6 protein-coding genes (1 of these 6 only partly in view) are annotated in these 20,312 nt (G+C 70.1%); 3 read left to right on the forward strand and 3 right to left on the reverse strand.

The annotated features are described in order from the left end of the window. Window positions 1–6,943 carry the 5' end (the start) of a type I polyketide synthase gene (locus SK854_RS03300; RefSeq protein ID WP_319973434.1) on the reverse strand. It extends 20,378 nt beyond the left edge of the window, so the window shows 6,943 of its 27,321 coding nt (coding positions 1–6,943); its start codon is at window positions 6,941–6,943; the stop codon falls past the left edge of the window. 36 nt (window positions 6,944–6,979) lie between these two features. Continuing rightward, window positions 6,980–14,785, reverse strand: a complete 7,806-nt coding sequence (locus SK854_RS03305; protein WP_319973435.1) for a type I polyketide synthase — start codon at window positions 14,783–14,785, stop codon at window positions 6,980–6,982. Window positions 14,786–15,061: 276 nt separating this feature from the next. Here SK854_RS03305 and SK854_RS03310 point away from each other — a divergent pair, with 276 nt between their 5' ends. Genes SK854_RS03310 through mhpA form a run of 3 tightly spaced genes read left to right on the forward strand, consistent with a single transcriptional unit; the run spans window position 15,062 to window position 18,931 of the window. Continuing rightward, on the forward strand, window positions 15,062–16,084 hold the full coding sequence (locus SK854_RS03310; protein WP_319973436.1) for an FkbO/Hyg5 family chorismatase: 1,023 nt from the start codon (window positions 15,062–15,064) through the stop codon (window positions 16,082–16,084). A 35-nt stretch (window positions 16,085–16,119) separates the two neighbouring features. After that, entirely contained in the window at window positions 16,120–17,328 is a 1,209-nt protein-coding gene (locus SK854_RS03315) for a 3-deoxy-7-phosphoheptulonate synthase (protein WP_319973437.1), read from the forward strand. Between the two features lie 25 nt (window positions 17,329–17,353). After that, window positions 17,354–18,931 carry a bifunctional 3-(3-hydroxy-phenyl)propionate/3-hydroxycinnamic acid hydroxylase MhpA gene (mhpA, locus tag SK854_RS03320; RefSeq protein ID WP_319973438.1) on the forward strand — a complete coding sequence of 526 codons (1,578 nt, stop codon included), beginning with the start codon at window positions 17,354–17,356 and terminating at the stop codon, window positions 18,929–18,931. Here the strand turns inward: mhpA and SK854_RS03325 are convergent. Further along, a complete protein-coding gene (locus tag SK854_RS03325) occupies window positions 18,928–20,232 on the reverse strand; it encodes an HNH endonuclease signature motif containing protein (protein WP_319973439.1) in 1,305 nt (434 codons plus the stop codon). The genes mhpA and SK854_RS03325 overlap by 4 nt on opposite strands. Between the last annotated feature and the right edge of the window lie 80 nt (window positions 20,233–20,312).

Here is a 20,312-nt window from a genome sequence, read left to right on the forward strand (position 1 = left end):
CGTGGCTGACGTTCAGACGCTTGTTCTTCCACCGCTCCGCGAGAGCCAGAACCTCTGCCTCATTGCCGGCGATGACCACAGAGCGCGGTCCGTTGACGGCGGCAATGGACACTCCGTCCGTCAGCTGAGCGCGCACTTCCTCTTCGGACGCGATCACCGACACCATCGCGCCGCCGACCGGCAACGCCTGCATGAGAGCGGCCCGTGTCTGAACCAGCTTCGCCGCGTCCTCAAGGCTGAGCACTCCGGCGACGTGCGCGGCGGCGATCTCACCGATCGAATGCCCGGCGACCTGACCGGGCCGCACGCCGAACGACTCCAGCAACCGGTACAGCGCCACCTCGACCGCGAAGATCGCGGGCTGCGCACACCCGGTCTGGTTCAGCGCCTCGGCGTCGTCGCCCCACATGACCTCGCGGACGCCTCGGAGATGCTCCAACACCTCGTCCAGCGCACGCGCGAACGCGGGGAACGTCTCGTACAACTCGCGGCCCATGCCCAGCCGCTGTGAACCCTGCCCGGAGAAGACGAACGCGAGCGGCTTTCCACTCACCGCTCCCCGGGCGACGACCTGCCCACCGAGCACCACAGCCCGATGGTCGAAGGTCGTCTTCAGCGCGAGCGAGTACCCGATGTCCCGCGCATCGCCCTGCAGCGCCAGCACCCGGTCGATCTGCCCGTCCAGCGATGCCGCGGACTTCGCCGAGAGCAACCACGGCACCGCGCCACTCCGCGGAATCGATTCGGATTGCCCGGCCCCCAGGGGGCCGCGAGCCCCCATCTCAATCATCTCAGGCAGGTCTGACAGTTCTGGCGCGCTCGGCGACTCCAAGATCACGTGAGCATTCGTGCCGGAGACGCCGAACGACGAGACGCCGGCGCGGCGCGGGCGTGAGGCGGCCGGCCACTCGGTGGATGTCGTGACCAGGGTGATGTCACCGGCTTCCCAGTCCACGTGGGTGGAGGGCTCGTCCGCGTGCAGGGTCGCGGGAACGAGGCCGTGGCGCATCGCGTGCACCATCTTGATCACGCCCGCGACACCCGCGGCGGCCTGGGAGTGGCCGATGTTCGACTTGATGGAGCCGAGCAGGAGGGGTTCGGCGCGGTCCTGGCCGTAGGTGGCGAGGAGTGCCTGGGCCTCGATCGGGTCGCCCAGGGTCGTGCCGGTGCCGTGGGCTTCGACCACGTCGACGTCGGCGACCGACAGGCCCGCGGAGGCGAGGGCCGAGCGGATGACGCGTTGCTGGGAGGGGCCGTTGGGGGCGGTCAGGCCGTTCGAGGCGCCGTCCTGGTTGATGGCCGAGCCTCGCACGACGGCGAGGACGGTGTGGCCGTTGCGGATGGCGTCGGACTGGCGCTCCAGGACGAGGAGACCAACACCCTCGGACCAGCCCACGCCGTCCGCGGTGTCGGAGAAGGACTTGCAGCGGCCGTCGGCGGACAGGCCGCGCTGGCGGGAGAACTCGATGAACGTGGACGGGGTCGACATCACCGTGACGCCGCCGGCGAGAGCGAGGGCGCACTCGCCGTTCCGCAGGGCCTGCGAGGCCAGATGCAGTGCCACCAAAGAAGAAGAGCAGGCGGTGTCGACCGTGACGGCCGGGCCCTCGAAGCCGAAGGTGTAGGAGACGCGGCCGGACGCGAACGTTCCGGCGCTGCCCATGCTCTGGTAGCCCTCGAACTCGCTGCCGCTGATCACGACCGAGTAGTCCGTGTACATGACGCCCGCGAACACGCCGGTCGCACTGCCGCGCAGGGAAACCGGGTCGATGCCGGCGCGTTCCAGGGATTCCCAGGCGGTTTCGAGCAGCAGGCGCTGCTGCGAGTCGGTCGCGAGGGCTTCGCGCGGGGACATGCCGAAGAACGCCGGGTCGAACAGCGGTGCGTCGTGCAGGAAGCCGCCGGAGCGGGTGTAGGAGGTGCCGATGTGGTCGGGGTCCGGGTGGTAGAGCGCGTCGACGTCCCAGCCGCGGTTGGACGGCATGTCGGTGACGGCGTCGACGCCGTCGACCACCAGGCGCCACAGGTCTTCCGGCGACGACACGCCTCCGGGGTAGCGGCAGGCCATGCCGACGATCACGATCGGGTCGTCGGAGACCGCGGAACGCGCCTGTGCCGGCCGAACGACCGTGTCAGCGCCGAAGAGTTCGTCGCGCAGGTAGGAGGCGAGGACACCGGCGTTCGGGTAGTCGAAGATCAGGGTCGCGGGCAGGCGCAGGCCCGTGACGGCGGTGAGCTGGTTGCGGAGTTCGACGGCGGTGAGCGAGTCGAAACCCAGTGACTGGAAGGCGCGGCCGGGGTCGATCTCGTCGGTGCCCGCGTGTCCGAGGACGGTGGCGACCTGGCCGCGCACGAGGTCCAGCAACGCTTCCAGGCGTGCGGCGCCGTCGAGCGACGCCAGGCGGCCGGTGAGCGAGACGGCGGTGTCCGAGCCTGCGACCACCCGGCGCGGGCGGGTCTTGATCAGGCCGCGCAGCATCGGCGGGATGTCGCCTCGTCCGCGCAACACGGGCAGGTCGAGGCGCACGGGGACGGCGTTGCCGGCGGTCATGGCCGCGTCGAAGAGCTCGACGCCCTGCTCGACGGTGAGACCGGGGATTCCGGTGCGTGCCACGCGTTCCGCGTCGGCACCGGACAGCATGCCCGCGATCCACGGGCCCCACGCGAGCGACGTGCCGGGCAGGCCGTTCGCGCGGCGGTGTTCAATGAGGCCGTCGAGGAACGCGTTGGCGGCGGCGTAGTTGCCCTGGCCCGCCGTGCCGATCGTGCCCGCGACCGAGGAGAACACGACGAAGGCGTCGAGGTTCGTGGCCAGCTCGTGCAGATGCCAGGCGGCGTCCACCTTGGGCCGCAACACGGTGCCGACGCGGTCGGGCGTCAGAGACTCCACGGTGCCGTCGTCGAGAACGCCCGCGGTGTGCACGATCGCCCGAACCTCGTGGCGTGCCAAGAGATCGGCAACGGCGGCGCGGTCGGAGACGTCGCACGCCTCGACGGTGACCTGTGCTCCCAGCGCTTCCAGTTCCGTGACGTCGGCCTCGCCCCGCCGCGAGACGAGCAGCAGGTCGCGAACGCCGTGCGTGGCGACGAGGTGGCGGGCGATCACCAGGCCGAGCCCGCCGGTACCGCCGGTGATGAGAACCTTGCCCTGCCAGGAGAACCCGCCGGCCGGGGCCAGGCGGGTCAGGCGCGGCACGAACACCTCGTTGCCGCGCAACCGGATCTGCGGTTCGTCCAGCGCGAAGACCTCTGCCGGAACGTCGCCGTCCGACTCCACCAGCACGAAACGGCCGGGGTGTTCGGTCTGCGCCGACCGCACCAGACCCCACACTGCCGCCGCACCCAGGTCGCCCGGACGCGTGACGAACGCCAGGCGGTCCTGCCGCTCATCGGCGATCCACTGCTGCAGGCGCGCGAGCACCCGTGACGTCAGGGCGTGCGCGGACTCGATCGGGGAGCCCTCGGAGACGACGAGCTCGACCTCTGCCGCAGCGGTCTCGCTGGGGAGAGCGACGGGGGTCCAGTCGACGTGGAACAGGGCTTCGCGCGCGATTCCCGAGTCATCGCCGGGGATCGGGCGGGTGACGAGCGAGTCGATCGAGATGACCGGAGTGCCGTGGGGATCCGTCGCGGTGATCGCGAACGACTCGCCCTGAGTCCGGATCCGCACGCGCAGCGCGGAAGCACCGGTCGCGTGCAGCGAGACACCTTGCCACGCGAACGGCATGCCTCCCTCGGACGTGCTGAGGTCGGCGGCGTGCAGGGCGGCGTCCAGCAGGGCGGGGTGCAGGCCGTAGCGGTCGGTCTCGTCCGCGATGGTGACCTCGGCGTAGACGTCGTCGCCGACTCGCCAGGCCGCCTGGAGGCCTTGGAACGCCGGGCCGTACGCGAAGCCTTTGTCCGCGAAACGCTCGTAGAACCCTTCCAGGGAAACGGGTTCCGCTCCCTTCGGCGGCCACGCCGAAGTGTCGAGAGTGGTCCCGGTGCCAGAGGTGAGGTAGCCGGTGCAGTGTTCGAGCCACGGTGTGTCCGGGTCGAGCCGTGAGTACACGGTGATGGAACGGCGTCCTGTCGCGTCCTGGGCGCCGACCGCGACCTGGAGTTGCACCGGGTCGTTGAGCACGAGCGGCGCGGAGAGGGTCAGTTCGTCCAGGCGGTCGAGGCCGAGTTCATCGCCGGCGCGCAACGCGAGTTCGACGAAAGCGGTGCCGGGGAACAGGATTCGGCCACCGACGACGTGGTCCGCGAGCCACGGGTGGGTGGTGGCCGAGAGCCTGCTGGTGAACACGACTCCCTGGCCGTCGGCCAGTTCCATCGCCGCGCCGAGCAGCGGGTGGGAGACGGCGGTGAGACCGAGTCCGGACGCGTCGGCGTTCTTCGCGGTCGACGGCCAGAAGCGCCGGCGCTGGAACGCGTACGTCGGCAGGTCGATCCTGGCGGCGCCTTCGTAGAACGGCGTCCAGTCGACGTCGGTGCCCGCGACGTGCAGGCGGGCGAGCGCGGTGATCAGGGTCTGGGTTTCGGGGCGGTCCTTGCGCAGCGAGGGGATGCCGTCGACCAGCGCGGACAGCACGCCGTCGGGGCCGATCTCCAGGAACCTCCTGTCGCCCAGCGCCTGCACGGTGTCGTGGAATCGGACCGCGGCGCGGACGTGGCGGACCCAGTAGTCGGCGTTCGCGACGTCGCCCAGGCCCGGGATGGTGGGCGCGTTGAAGGTCAGGTGTGCGATGGCGGCGCGGAAGTCGTCCAGCATCGGGTCCATCAGCGGCGAGTGGAACGCGTGACTGACCTGGAGCTGCTTCGACTTGCGGTCCTCGAACCGGGCGACGACCGCGCGGGCTTCTTCTTCCGCACCGGCGATGACGAGCGAGTCCGGGCCGTTGATCGCGGCAACGGACACACCTGCGGTGAGGTGCGGGGTCACCTCGGCTTCGGTGGCCTGGAGCGCGATCATCACGCCGCCGGTGGGCAGGGCCTGCATGAGCCGGGCCCTGGCCTGAACGAGGGTGCAGGCGTCTTCGAGGCTGAGCACGCCCGCGACGTGCGCGGCGGCGATCTCGCCGATCGAGTGGCCGGCGACGTGGTCGGCCTTGACCCCGAACTCCTGAAGCAGGTGGTAGAGCGCGACCTGCAGCGCGAAGATCGCGGGCTGCGCGATGCCGGTCTGGTTCAGGGCGTCGGCGTCGTCACCCCACATCGCGCTCACGTCGAGGTGCTGCGCGACCTCGTCGAACGCGCTGCGGAACGCCGGGAACGCGTCGTACAGCTCGCGGCCCATGCCGAGCCGCTGGGAACCCTGGCCGCTGAACAGCATCGCGAGCTGCTTCTCACCGGCGACGCCGCGCGCGATCTCAGCGCCGTCGAGGAGGACCGCGCGGTGCTCGAACAGCGTCCGCGCAGACAGGGCGTGGCCGATCTCCTTCGCGTCCGCGGTGACGTCGCGCAGCCGGGCGATCTGAGCGGTGAGCGCCTCCTCGGACTTGGCCGAGACGAGCCACGGAACGCTCGGAATCGATTCCGAGTGGCTGGCCCCCAGGGGGCTTTCGGCCCCCATCTCTATCGTCTCAGGCAGGTCTGACAGTTCCGGGGCGGGCGGCGCTTCCAGGATCAGGTGTGAGTTCGTGCCCGAGACGCCGAACGACGAGATGCCGATGCGGCGCGGCCGGTCGACGGACGGCCACGGGGTGGCGGAGGTCAGCAGAGAGACCGAGCCCGCCGTCCAGTCGACGTGGGACGAAGGCTCGGTGATGTGCAGGGTGCGGGGCAGGACGCCGTGCCGCATCGCCTGCACGACCTTGATCACCGAAGCGACGCCCGCCGCCGCCTGTGTGTGACCGATGTTGGACTTGATGGAGCCGATGTAGAGCGGGACTGCGCGGTCCTGGCCGTAGGTGGCGATCAGGGCGGCGGCCTCGATCGGGTCGCCCAGGGTGGTGCCGGTGCCGTGCGCTTCCACTGCGTCGACGTCGGCGGGCGTCAGACCGGCGGAGGCCAGCGCGGCGCGGATCACGCGTTGCTGCGACGGGCCGTTGGGCGCGGTCAGGCCGTTGGAGGCACCGTCCTGGTTGACGGCCGAACCGCGCAGCAGAGCCAGAACGTGGTGCCCGGCGGCGACGGCGTCCGACAGCCGCTCCAGCACGAGCACGCCGGCGCCCTCGGCCCAGCCGACGCCGTCGGCCGAGTCGGAGAAGGCCTTGCAGCGGCCGTCGGAGGCGAGGCCGCGTTGCAGGGTGAACTCGATGAACGAGCTCGGCGTGGCCATGATCGTCACGCCGCCGGCCAGTGCCAGCGAGCACTCGCCGCCGCGCAAGGCCTGCATCGCGAGATGCATGGCGACAGAAGACGAGGAGCAGGCGGTGTCGACGGAGACCGCGGGACCCTCGAAGCCGAACGTGTAGGAGAGACGGCCCGACAGCACGGACGCGATGAGGCCGGTGGAGGCGTGCCCGTCGCCGTCCACCGACACCAGGTCCGCGTAGTCCTGGCCGTTCGTGCCCACGAAGACGCCGGTCTGCGAGCCGCGCAACGCCGCGGGGTCCAGGCCCGCGCGTTCCAGGGCCTCCCACGTCAGCTCCAGCATCATGCGCTGCTGCGGGTCCATGCCCAGGGCCTCGCGCGGCGAGATGCCGAAGAAGCCGGCGTCGAACGACGCCAGGTCGGTCAGGAACCCGCCTTCCTGCGCCAGCGACTGGTCGCGCAACGAGGACAGGTCCCAGCCGCGGTCGGCCGGGAACGGGGAGACCAGATCCCGTTCGGAGACAACGGCCTCCCACAGCTGCTCGGGTGTGGTCACCCCGCCGGGGAAGCGGCAAGACATGCCCACGATCGCGATGGGCTCGCTGTGCTTCTGCTCCAGTTCGAGGACGCGTTCGCGAGACCGGCGCAACTCGACCGTGACTCGCCTCAGGTAGTCGGCAACCTTGTCCTGCTGCTCTTCCTGCACTGGTCCGTCCTCATTTCGTGCGGGCAAACACTGCTTCTACGAGAGGTCGAGCAACTCGTCGTCGATGATGTTCAGGAGGTCCTCGACGGAGACGTTGCGGATGTCGTCGTCCGAAGTGGACACCGGCTTCTTCAGGCGCCCGAGCAGTTTCTCCAGGCGCTCACGGATCGCGTCGTGATCAGCGGACGACGAGGCCACCGCGGTTTCGAGCCTGGTCAGCTCGGCCAGCGCCGAGCCGTCCGTCGCGGCGGACAGGCCGGTCAGCAGGTGCTCGGCGACCTGGCGCGGCGTCGGGTAGTCGAACACCAGGGCCGACGGCACGGGCAGGCCCGTCGCGGCCTTCAGGCGGTCGCGCATCTCCACGGCGGTCAACGAGTCGAAACCCTGCTCTCGGAACGCCTTCTCAGCGTGGATCGACTCGACGCCGGAGTAGCCGAGCACCGCGGCGGCCTCGGAGCGCACCAGGTCCAGCAGCACGCGCGATCGATCGGCCTCGGACAGGCCCGCGAGTTTCTCCTGCAACGCCACCTCGGCGCCGGTCACGTCGGCGTCGGGCACCAGTGCCGCGACGACCTCGGGAATCGACGAGAACAGCGGCGACGGGCGGGACGCGGTGAAGCCGGGCGCGAACCGGGCCCAGTCGGTGTTCGTGACGGTCAGCACGGTCTCGCCGTCCGACACCGCCTGCACCAGCGCGGTCAGCGCCAGTTCGGGATCCATCGGCAGCACGCCGTGGCGGCGCAACTGGTCGTAGGCGTGCGGGTCGGTCGCCATGCCGGCCTCGGCCCACGCGCCCCACTGCACGGACGTCGCCGCCAGGCCCTGGCCACGCCGGAACTGTGCGAGCCCGTCCAGGTAGGCGTTCGCGGCCGAGTAGGCGGGCTGGCCGCCGCTGCCCCACGCCGCCGCGCCCGACGAGAACAGCACGAACGCGTCGAGGCTCCCGGTCAGCTCGTGCAGGTTCCGCGCCGCCACCATCTTGGCGCGCAGTAGATCCCCGAGCTGGTCGGCGGACAACTCCAGCAGAGGTGCGTCACCGCTGTCGATTCCGGCGCAGTGCACGACCGCCGTCAGATCGGGCAGACCGTCCAGCAACTCCGCGAGGGCAGCACGATCGGCGACGTCGCAGGCCTCGACGGAGACCTCGGCGCCATAGCCTTCGAGCTGCGCCACCAGGTGCTCGATCCCGGGAGTGAGTGAACCCCGGCGCGAGGTCAGCACGATGCGCGAAGCACCCCGCGCGGCGACAGCGCGCGCAACGAACCCGCCGAGCGCTCCGGTGCCGCCGGTGATCAGGACCGTGCCGGACGGCGCCCAGTCCTCGCCGTGCTCGCCACGCGGCGCGGGCACCAGGCGACGGGCGAACACGCCGTTGCCGCGCACCGCGATCTGGTCCTCGCCCAGCGAGTTCCGCAGCGCGGCCTGCAGGCCCTGCGCGATCTGGTTGTCCACGCCGCCCGGCAGGTCGATCAAGCCACCCCACCGGCGCGGCATCTCCAGAGCGGCGACCCGGCCCATGCCCCACAACGCGGCCTGCACCGGCGACGTCACGATGTCCCCGTGACCGGTCGACACGGCACCGCGCGTCACCGTCCACAACGGAGCTTCGATGCCTTCGAGAGCCGTCAGCAGCTCCAACGTTCCGGACAGCGGGTAAGGCACGTCACCCGAGTCGTCCGCGACACCGAGCAACGACACGACACCCGTGAACTCCCGGCCGGTCAGCCCCGAGACCTTGTCCAGCGGCACGGCGACACCGCCGAGGATCTCCACGACGTCCCGCGTCCAGGTGTCCTGCTCCCCCGGCGGCACGACGACCAGCCAGGCCCCGGAGAAGGCACCGGACAGCGACAGCCGGGTCCACGACTCCCGGAACCGCCAAGAATCCACAATGGACTGCGACCGCTGCCGTGTCCGCCACGACGACAAAGCCGGCACGACCGCCGCCGCGACCTCAGGATCCAGCTCCAGCACGGACGCCAGCTCGTCTTTCTCCACCAGCTGCCAGAACGCCGCGTCCAGCGGATCGGCCCCGCCGGCCGCGACCTCGGGCTCCGGCCAGAAACGAGACCGCTGGAACGCGTAGGTCGGCAGGTCGACGCGCACCGCGCCGGTGCCCTCGAACAGCACGGACCAGTCAACCGGCACACCCACGACGTGCAGGCGCGCCAACGCCGACACCGCGGACGCCTCCTCCGGTCGTTCGCGGCGCAGCATCGGCACGACAGCGGTGTCCAGCGGCACCGCGCCCGTCTCGGTCATCTCCGCCACCAGCGCCGACAGCACGCCATCGGGCCCGAGCTCCAGGAACGCCGAGACTCCTTGACGCCCCAACGCCCGCACGCCGTCGGAGAACCGCACGGCCTCACGCACGTGCCGCACCCAGTACTCCGGCGAGGTCAGCTGTTCGCGCACGGCGAGCTGCCCGGTCACGTTCGACACGACCGGGATCTGCGGCTCGGAGAACGACAGGCCCTCGACGACCGCGCGGAAGTCGTCCAGCATCGGGTTCATCAAGGGCGAGTGAAACGCATGGCTGACCGGGAGACGCTTAGTCTTGCGATCGGCGAACCGGGCCACGACCGCCTCGACACCGTCCTCGGTGCCCGCGATGACGACCGAGCGCGGTCCGTTCACCGCCGCGATCGACACTTCGGACCCCAGCAGCGGCAGCAGTTCCTCCTCCGTGGCCTGCACCGCGACCATCGCCCCGCCCGGCGGCAGCGCCTGCATCAGCCGCGACCGCGCGTCGACCAGCCGGCAGGCGTCCTCCAGGGAAAGCACACCCGCGACGTGCGCGGCGACGATCTCGCCGATCGAGTGCCCGCCCACGAAGTCCGGCCGCACGCCGAACGACTGGGCGAACCGGAACAGCGCCACCTCGATCGCGAACAACGCCGGCTGCGTGTACCGGGTCTCGTTCAGCGCGTCGAGGTCGTGGCCCCACATGACGTCGCGCAGCGAGCCGTCCAGGTGCTCCAGCACCGCGTCGAACGCCGCGGCGAACACGGGGAATCGCTCGTACAGTTCGCGTCCCATGCCGAGCCGCTGCGAACCCTGTCCGGAGAACAGCACCGCCAGCGGACGCTCCGTGGCCACGCCGCGCGCGATCTCCACGCCGTCCACGACCACAGCCCGGTGCTCCAGCTGCGTTCGCGTCGACACCAGCGACGCCGCGACGTCCAGCACGGGAGCCTGCACCGCCCGGAACCGCTCCAGCTGCGCGTCCAACGCGACGGCGTTCTTGGCCGACACCACCCACGGCACCACCGAGAGCACCGACGACGGCTCCTCCTGCGTCACCTCGACCTCGGGCGCCTGCTCCAGGATCACGTGCGCGTTCGTGCCGGAGACACCGAACCCGGACACGGCGGCCCGGCGTTCCCGCGACACCGACGGCCACGGCTGCTCCGAGGTCAGCAGCTCGACGCGGCCACTCCCCCACTCCACGTGGGTCGACGGCGAGGTCACGTGCAGGGTGCGCGGCAACGTGCCGTGCCGCAACGCCATCACCATCTTGATCACGCCCGCGACACCCGCCGCGGCCTGGGTGTGGCCGATGTTGGACTTGACCGATCCCAGCCACAGCGGCCCGGAGGAATGGGGCCCAGTCCGGTCCTGGCCGTAGGTCGCCAGCAATGCCTGCGCCTCGATCGGGTCACCCAGGGTCGTGCCGGTGCCGTGCGCCTCCACCGCGTCCACGTCCGAAGTGGACAGACCGGCGGACGCAAGCGCTTGCCGGATCACGCGCTGCTGCGACGGGCCGTTCGGCGCGGTCAGCCCGTTCGACGCGCCGTCCTGGTTGATCGCCGAACCGCGCAGCACCGCGAGAACCGTGTGACCGTGGCGGCGAGCATCGGACAACCGTTCCAGCACGACGAGTCCGGCGCCCTCGGACCAGCCCGTGCCGTCGGCGGAGTCGGAGAAGGCCTTGCAACGGCCGTCCGCCGACAGCCCGCCCTGCCGGGAGAACTCCACGAACGTCTGCGGCGTCGACATGATCGTCACGCCACCGGCCAGCGCGATCGACGACTCGCCCGACCGCAGCGACTGCGCGGCCCAGTGCAACGCGACCAGGGACGACGAACACGCGGTGTCGACGGTGACGGCCGGCCCCTGCAGTCCCAGCGTGTAGGCGACGCGGCCGGACACGACGCTGCCCGCGGTGCCGGTCGTCCAGTACCCCTCGGTCCCGGCGGGCGCGTCCAGCAGCCCGGCGCCGTAGTCGTGGTACATCACGCCCGCGAACACGCCGCCGTTGGTGCCGCGCAACGTCGCGGGGTCGATGCCCGCGCGTTCCAGGGCCTCCCAGGAGACTTCGAGCAGCAGCCGCTGCTGCGGGTCCATCGCCAGCGCCTCGCGCGGCGAGATCCCGAAGAACTCGGCGTCGAAGTCGGCCGCGTCGTGCAGGAAGCCGCCTGAACGCGTGTGCGAGGCGCCGTCGAACAGCTTCTCCAGGTCCCAGTTGCGGTCGGCGGGGAACGGCGACACGACGTCGCCGCCCGCCATCACCAGCCGCCACAGGTCCTCCGGTGAGGACACCCCGCCGGGATAGCGGCAGGCCATGCCGACGATCGCGATCGGCTCGTCCGGCGCCGACCGCACCATCTCCAGCGGCACGACGGAAGCCCGTTCACCCAGCAGTTCCGCCCGCAGGTGCCGGGCCAGCACGGTCGGGGTCGGGTAGTCGAACGCGACCGGCGCGGACAGGTGCAGGCCGGTCGCGGCGGTCAGTCTGTTGCGCAGGTCGACCGCGGTCACCGAGGTCAGGCCGAGTTCGCGGAAAGTCTTCTTCGCCTCGGCGCGCTCGGCACCGGTCAGGCCGAGCACCCCCGCGACCTCGGTGCGCACCAGGTTGAGCAGGAAGATGTCCTGCTCCTCCGGCGACATCGCGACCAGGCGCTGGCGTAAAGCGGAGAGGTCGCGCTCGTCCGGGGTGGCGAGCCGCGCGGAGACGTCGATCAGGCCGCGCAGCAACGCCGGGACCTCGGTCGACGACGTCTGCTCGCGCAGCGCCGCGCTGTTGATCCGCATGATGACGGCCTGCGCGAGCCCCGCCGAGGTCGCGACGTCGAACATCGCGCTGAACTCGTGCGCCGACAGCTCGCCCACCCGCGACGCCGTGGTCGGCGCGTCCGTCGATCCGACCGCGAGGAACGTCGCGGCCAGCTCGCGCTTGCGGCGGTAGCGGGCCAACGCGTCGAGGAACGAGTTCGCCGCCGCCTGCTCGCCGGACCCGACCAGGCCCAGCGCGCCGGCGACCGTGCAGAGCATGACGAACGCGGTGACGTCGCCGCTCTTGGTGAGCTGGTGCAGGTTCACCGCACCATCCACAACGGACCGGAACACGTCCGAGCGCGGCAGGTTCGCCGACGGCTTCGCCGGATGCTCGCCCTCGCCGTGGATGACCGCGGTGATCGGTCGCTTGAGCTTGCCGAGCACCTCGGCCAGCGCGGCGCGGTCCGCCACGTCGCAGGCCGCGACCGCGACCTTCGCGCCCAGCGCGGACAGTTCCGACTCCAGCTGTGCCGTCGCCTCGTCGGCGCGGCCGCGCGGGCTGATCAGCAGCAGGTGACGCGCGCCGTACGCGGCGACGAGGTGCCGGGTCAGCGCGGCACCCATGGTGCCGTCCGCACCGGTCACGACCACGGTGCGCTTGGGGTCGATGCGCAGCACCTCGTCGCTGTCGACCGACGCCGAGACTCGCTTCAGCCGCGGCATCAACGCGATGCCCGAGCGGATCGCGAGCTGCGGTTCGTCGGCGGCGACCGCGCGCGGCAGCACGCTGATGGACGGCGCCTGGTCGTCGATGTCGATCAGCGTGAACCGGTTCGGGAACTCGACCTGCAACGACCGCAGCAGCCCCCACACCGGCGCGTGCACGAGGTCGCGCACGTCCTCGACTCCGGCCGCGACCGCGCCGCGCGTCAGCACGACCAGGCGGGAGTGCGCGAACCAGTCGTCGTTCACCCACGTCCGCAACACGCCACCGACCTTGCGCAACGCCTCCTGCGCCGCCGTCGTGAGCTTGCCGCCGGTGTCCATGTCGTCGGGGCAGCACAACACCGCGACGTCCGGTGCGGGCTCTCCGTCCACAACGGACACGTGCAGCGAGGCCGCGTCGGGATAGGTGGCCACGTGCACACCGGCCGAGGCCAGGGACGCCGTCAGCCCGAACATGTCCGGACCGACGACCGCCCAGCGCTTCGCCAGTTCCAGGCCGGCGGTGCGGACCGACGTCATCGGCGCCCAGTCCATGCGCAGCAACGACTCGTGCTGCCCGCCGCTCGCGGCCCGCAACCGGGCCGGGCGGTCGAGCAGCACGTGCCGGGTGATCTTGCCCGAGGTCGTGCGCGGGATGTGGTCGATCTCGTACAGCTCCTCCGGCACCTTGAAGTTCGACAGCTGCTCGCGGCAGGCGTCGTACAGGCGCACCGGGTCGAGGCCCTGCCCGCCGGGCACGACGAACGCGATCGGCACCTCGCCGAGGATGTCGTGCGGCTTGCCGACCACCGCGGCGTCGGCGACACCGGGGACCTTGAGCAGGACCTCCTCCACCTCGCCGGGGTGGATGTTCTCGCCGCCGCGGATGATGAGCTCCTTGACGCGGCCGGTGATCGTGACGTAGCCGTAGAGGTCGCGCTTGGCCAGGTCGCCGGTGCGGTACCAGCCGTTCGGCATCGCCTGGGCCGTCGCCTCCGGCTGGTTGTGGTAGCCCGCCATCAGGCTCGGGCCGCGCACCCACACCTCGCCCTCGGCCTCCACGTCGACGTCGACATGGGTGTCCGGGTCGACCAGCCGCACCGCGAGACCCGGCACCGGCAGGCCGACCGAACCCGGGACCCTGGTGCCCTGCGGCCAGTTCACCGCGATCAGGCCGCACGTCTCGGTGCTGCCGTAGCCGTCGAGCAGAGCGACACCGAACAGGGCCTCGAACTCGACGCGCAACGCCGGCGGGCACGCGGCACCCGCGGTCAGGCAGCGCTTCACCGTGCCCGCTGAGACCTCGCGGGTGCGCGCGACTTCCAGAAGATGGTGGTACATGGCGGGAACACCGCACAGGAACGTGTAGTCGTCACCTTCCAGCGCGGTCAGCACCTCGTCCGCGGCGAACCCGTCGAGGACGCGGGCCGAAGCGCCGACCGCCGTGACGCCGACGACGCACAGCACGTGAGCGAGAGAGTGGTGCAGCGGCAACGGCCACAGCACCTTGTCCTCGTGGTTCAGGCCGATGACCGGGGCGTAGCAGGCGGCGACCGACCACAGGCAGCTGCGCTGAGTCGACAGCACGCCCTTCGGTTTGCCGGTAGTACCGGAGGTGTAGAGCATGAACGCAACATCGTCGAGGCCCTGGTCGTCCCGCGCGGGAACAGCCGGGTCCGTCGAGGTCAGTTCCTGGTACGACACAACGGAACCGCCACGCGGCAGCGGCTCGTCACCGCTCACCACCACCTGGAGGTACGGACGGCCCGGCAGGAGCTTGCGGACCTGGTCCAGGTGCGCGAAGTCGGTGATCACGACGCGGGCGCCGCTGTCGTCCAGCACGTAGGCGAGCTCGGCGTCGGCGGAGTGCGGGTTGAACGGCACCGCGACCGCGTTCGCGCGGGTGACGCCCAGGTAGCTCTCGATGATGTCGACGCTGTTGCCCAGGAAGATCAGCGCCCGGTCTCCCGGCTGCAACCGCAGGCCGGCGAGATGCCCGCCGAGCCGCCGGGTGCGCAGTTCCAGGTCCGCGTACGTGACCGCGCGGCGCGAGTCCGCGAACGCGACCTTCTCCGGCTGGTTCGCGGCGTGGTAGCGCAGCAGTTCGGACAACGGCCGGATCAGTTCGGTTCGAAACATCCCGACGTCGCTCCCTATTTACCGGCTTGCTGGAGACGTGGCCTGCACCTCGAGCGATGCTAGCCTCGGCCTCATCGAGCCGGTAAGTAGGAAATCCCCTAGCACCCCCCTACGATCCCCCTATCATCCGGCCGAAAGTGCTTTCTCCTGGCGCAGGAGTTTTGCTGAGCCCAGCCGGTGGCTAATCTTTGATCACCGGCCCGGAAGAGCAGCCGGAAACAATAATTCGGCTCCACTCCGCAAAATTCTTTACCTACTCCTCGGAGGGGCATTCCAATGACTCAGGCGCAGCAGACGGTGAACCTTCCCAGCTCGGTGTTCACCGGCCTCACCGAAGTCAGCCACGCAGCGGCCACCGGAAACGTTCTCGGAGTCGTCAACTACACGACCGAGTGCACCGACCCGCGCGTCGAGAATGGCCTCCTCACGCTCGACCTGCACATGGCGAGCGACCTCGGCGAGGCATTCGCGGAGGTGTGGACGACCACCGGCACCGTCGAGACCGGCGAGCACCACGGCGTCGTTTACGCCCACGACGGCGAGTACCTCCTCGTCGCCGGGCGGATCGCACCGACGGGCCGCTACACCGAGGACACCCGCGCCGCCTACGTCGCCGCGCTCGACCTGATGGACGGCCTCGGCTACAAGAACTGCTTCCGCATGTGGAACTTCCTCAACGACATCAACGGCGACAACGCCGAGGGCCTGGAGATCTACCGGGACTTCTGCAAGGGCCGCGCCGAGGCGTTCGAACTCTTCCACTTCGGCGACAAGGAGGTCCCGAGCGCGACCGGAATCGGGTCGCAGGGCGGCGGGATCGCGTTCTACTTCCTCGCCTCCCGCTCCGCCGCGCTGACGTCGGTGGAGAACTCGAAGCAGATGGCCGCCTACCACTACCCGCGGCAGTACGGCCCGCGCCCGCCCAAGTTCGCGCGGGCCACCTACCTCGCCGGCACGCACACCGACCGCAGGTCAGGGCAGATCTACGTGGCCGGCACCGCTAGCATCCGCGGCCACGAGACCCTGCACGACGGCGACATCGAGGCGCAGGTGAGGTTGTCGCTGGACAACATCGAGCACCTCATCTCCGATGAGAACCTGGCGGACTACGAGATCACGCAGGGCAATTCCTTGCTGAACCTCGACAACATCAAGGTCTACGTCCGTCACCGTTCCGACATCCCGGCGGTCCGCAGGATGTGCGAGGAGCGTTTCTCCCCGAACGCCCGCGTCCAGTACCTGAACGTCGACGTCTGCCGCGCCGATCTCCTCGTGGAGATCGAGGGCATCATCGCCTGACTCGTCCGGCCGAACCAGATACAGGAGCGAGAACAATGCCTCAGACGGTGAAGCTGACCGAGTTCACGCAGACGCAGACGGCGGCCCCGTGGATGACGTTGCCGGCGACGCAACAGCCGCACTGGCACCACCACCCCGACTACGACCTGATCGAGGCCGAACTGTCCGGCGCGCTCCCCCTGGTCGCGCATTCCGAAATTCGCGAGGCGAAACGCGCTCTGGGTCTCGCCGCCCTCGGTGAGGCGCGTGTCCTGCAGCTCGGCGACTGCGCGGAATCGTTTTCAGACGTCGACCCGGTGACAACTTCCGGAAAGGTGCGCAACATCGGCCGCATCGCGTCCCGGCTGGCGGAACGAACCGGGCAGCAGGTGGCTCGTTTCGGACGCATGGCCGGGCAGTACGCGAAGCCCCGTTCGAGCAACTTCGAAACGATCGACGGAGTCGATCTGCCGTCGTTCCGCGGTGAGCTGGTCAATTCGTTCGAGCCTGACGTTTTCGCCCGCAGGCACGACCCGGAACGAATGTTGCAGGCTTACGACGCATCGGCCGCCGTCATCCGAGAAGTGCGCGCCCACTGGTCGGGAAGTGCCGAGGAACTGTCCGGTGGTCCGTGGGTGGCTCACGAGGCATTGGTGCTGGATTACGAGAACGCGCTCATTCGCACGGACGAGCGCACCGGCGAGCAGTTCCTCACCTCGACGCACTTCCCGTGGATCGGCGAGCGCACCCGCCAGCTCGAGAACGCGCACGTCAGCATGTTCTCGGCGATCGCGAACCCGATCGGCGTGAAGGTCGGCCCGACCGCCGACCCCGAGACCGTCGTGCGCCTGTGCCAGCTGCTCGACCCGCACCACACGCCCGGCCGCCTGACGCTCATCGTCCGCATGGGCCGCGAGGACATCCACGTCGCCCTGCCGCCGATCGTGCGCGCCGTGCGACGCGCCGGCCACCCCGTCGTCTGGATCTCGGACCCCATGCACGGCAACACGGTCACCACCGAATCTGGGCGAAAGACTCGACATGTCACCCATATCATCGAGGAGGCCACGGCGTTCCGGCACATCCTCGAGACCGAGGGCGCGCACGCGGCCGGCTTGCACCTGGAAGTGGCCGCGACGGACGTGACGGAGTGCGTCGGCGGGTCCGTCTCCGACGAGAACGCTCTCTCCGCGCGCTACGAGACCCTCTGCGACCCGCGGCTGAACCCCGGACAGGCGCTCGGAGTGATCGACTCGGTGTTCTGATTCCCCCAGGCAGACAGGGAAACTGATGAAGTCACACACCGCCGACGTCGCGGTAGTCGGCTGCGGCCCGGTCGGCCTCGTTCTGTCCATCCTCCTCGCGCACAGGGGATGGCGGGTCGTCCTGCTGGAGAAGTACCGCGGCCAGTACCCGTTCCCGCGCGTCGTCGCGTTCGACGGCGAGACCGCCCGCTCGTTCGCCTCGGCCGGCATCGGCGCCGACCTGATGGAGCTCGGCGAACCCCTGGGGCAGTACATGTTCCAGAACGCCGAGGGCCGCGAGCTGTTCAGCTTCGAAGCACCGTACGAGCCCGGCCGCGACGGCTGGCCGATCGCGACCGTGATGCACCAGCCGACGTTCGAACGGGCGCTGCGCGAACACGTGCTGACCTTGCCGAACATCACGACGTTGTTCGGGCACAAGGTGGAGGCGGTCGAGGACCACGGCTCGCACGTGTCGATCACCGCGCCCGGCCCTGACCACGAGGGTGACGTCACGGCGTCCTACGTCATCGGATGCGATGGCGCCAACAGCTTCGTCCGCGACGTCATGGGCTCGCGGATGATCGACCTGAACTTCAAGCACGACTGGCTGCTGGTCGACGTCGTCTTCCACGAGAAGCGCGCGTTCCGGCCGAACGACGTGCAGGTGTGCGACCCGGCCCGGCCGACGACGATCGTCGCGTCCGGGCGCGGGCACCGGCGCTGGGAGTTCATGCGGCTGCCCGGCGAGTCGATCGAAGAGATGTCCACTGTGGAGCGCATGTGGGAGCTTCTGGCGCCCTATGACGTGACCCCCGCGAACGCCGACCTGACGCGCAACATCGTCTACACGTTCCAGGCGGCGATGGCGGACAAGTGGCGCAACGGCAGGATGCTGCTGGCCGGGGACTCCGCGCACCTGATGCCGCCGTTCGCCGGTCAGGGCATGTGCTCCGGCATCCGCGACTCGGTGAACCTGGCGTGGAAGCTCGACCTGGTGCTGCGGGACCTGGCCTCTGACTCTCTGCTCGACGCGTACCAGGCCGAGCGTGCCCTGCAGGTGCGGCACACGATCGAGATGTCCATCGAGGTGGGCAAGATCGTGTCGGAGCTCGACCCGGTGGCCGCGGCCCGGCGGGACGCGTTCCTGATCGCCATGCAGGCCAAGCCCGAGGGCGTGGACCTCGCGCCGTCCGCCTACGCGCTGGAGGACGGCATCGTCCGGCGCACTCCGGACATCACCCTGCCGCACGGCGAACTGTCGCCCCAGGGCGTGGTGGCGCGGGGAACCCAGCGGGACCGGTTCGACGACGTCGTCGGACGCGGGTGGCAGCTGATCACGACGCTCGACCCGTACGAGGCGCTGGGCGAGGACGAGCTGGAGTTCCTGAAGTCACTGGGAACGCACCTGGTGCGGGTGATGCCGGCCGGGATTCCGCCCAAGATCGTTCGTGCGCACGAGGTCGTGGACGTCGAGCGCCTCTACCTGCCTTGGCTGGCCGGGTACAAGAAGGTGGCGGCGCTGGTGCGGCCGGACTACTACGTGTTCGGGTTCGCAGCGGACCGGGCTGACCTGCCCGCGCTGGTGAACGACCTGAAGGCGCAGCTGCCACTGGTGCGCTAGACCAAGGCCGGAGCCGGTTGAGGACGCGGTTGTGGCAAGACCCAACTGGGCGTCAGCGTGCCCAGACTGTCGGTGCGTCTCGTCTTGGGCTCATCACCCTCGAAGGCGTGGAGCACGTTGCGGCGGGCCGCGCGGTCCGGATCCAGCCAGCCCGGCGGGTAGAAGCGCGGCAGGCCGTGCACCATCCTGATCTCCCACTCGCTGTGGTGGATCAGGCGGTGGTGGTTGCGGCACAGCAGCACGGCGTTGTCGACGGAGGTGCCGCCTCCGTTGGACCAGAACCGGACGTGGTGGGCGTCGCAGTGTTTCGGCGGGCGCTCGCAGCCGGGGAAGGCGCAGCCCTGGTCGCGGGCCACCAGCACTCGGCGGATCGCGGCGGGGAACGTGCGTGCCTTGCGGCCGATGTCCATCGGCTGGGAGCGTTCGCCCAGGACCAGCGGGATGATGCCGGCGTTGCACGCGAGCTGACGGGCTTCGGCGGCCGGGATGCGCTCGCGGTTGTCGAGCATCGCCTGACCTGCCTGGCTCACCAGGTCCTCGTAGCGCATCGTCAGGGTGAGGCTGACCGGTTCGCCGCCGTGTTCGGGCAGCTGGTCGGCGCGCAGCATCAGGTCGACGAGCTCGGCCAGGGCGTCGCCCTCGCGTTCGGAGCGCGTGCGGAGGTCCGGGCCTTCCTCTGGCGTTTCCGGGCGCGGCTTGGCCAATGGGTCGAGCAGGGCCTCGTACTTCGCGCCGGTGATCTTGTCGAGCTTCGCCCAGATCTCCAGGCATTCGCCCTTCCAGCGCATCACGTGCTGGTTCGTCGGCGGTGCGGGCTCGGTGTCGCGGGGCTCCGGGTCGTCCTGGTACAGGCGGTAGGCCAGTTCCTTGCCGAAGGAGCGGACCGCGCTCGGCTCGTGGGCCTGCGCGAACTCCACCACCGGGGCTTCGGCCGCGGCGGGAAGCTTCTTCATCACCTCGGCGACGGCGGAGATGTGGTCGGCCGACAGCGTGCCCTCCGCGACCGCGGCGGCGGTCACCGGGAGATCCGGCTCCAGCCTGCTGCCCGTCGGGGTGATGTCGTGGCTCAGGGCGTGCGCGTTCGCGAGCCATTGCCGGGCGGTCTTCAGATCCCAGCGGACCGCGTGCCGCAACACCTGCGGCAGGTCCTTGTAACCGAGTTCCTCGGCGGCGCCGCGACGGTCCAGCTCAGCGAGCTTCCGCAGCACCGCGTGCTCACGAACCCTGATCTCCACGACCTCGCTGACGACGCTGCTGAGCAGCTCGTCAGTCGAGAGGAGGCACGGGTCCGGTTCGCTCATGTGTTCGACACTACCGCAAGATCACGTTTTGATAACGGGTCAGCGTGAACACGATCGAGTGAAAGCGTGGCGTCCTCAGT

Origin of the sequence: Lentzea sokolovensis, assembly GCF_033949975.1 — a bacterium.
In the GTDB taxonomy this organism is placed as follows: Bacteria; Actinomycetota; Actinomycetes; order Mycobacteriales; family Pseudonocardiaceae; genus Lentzea; species Lentzea sokolovensis.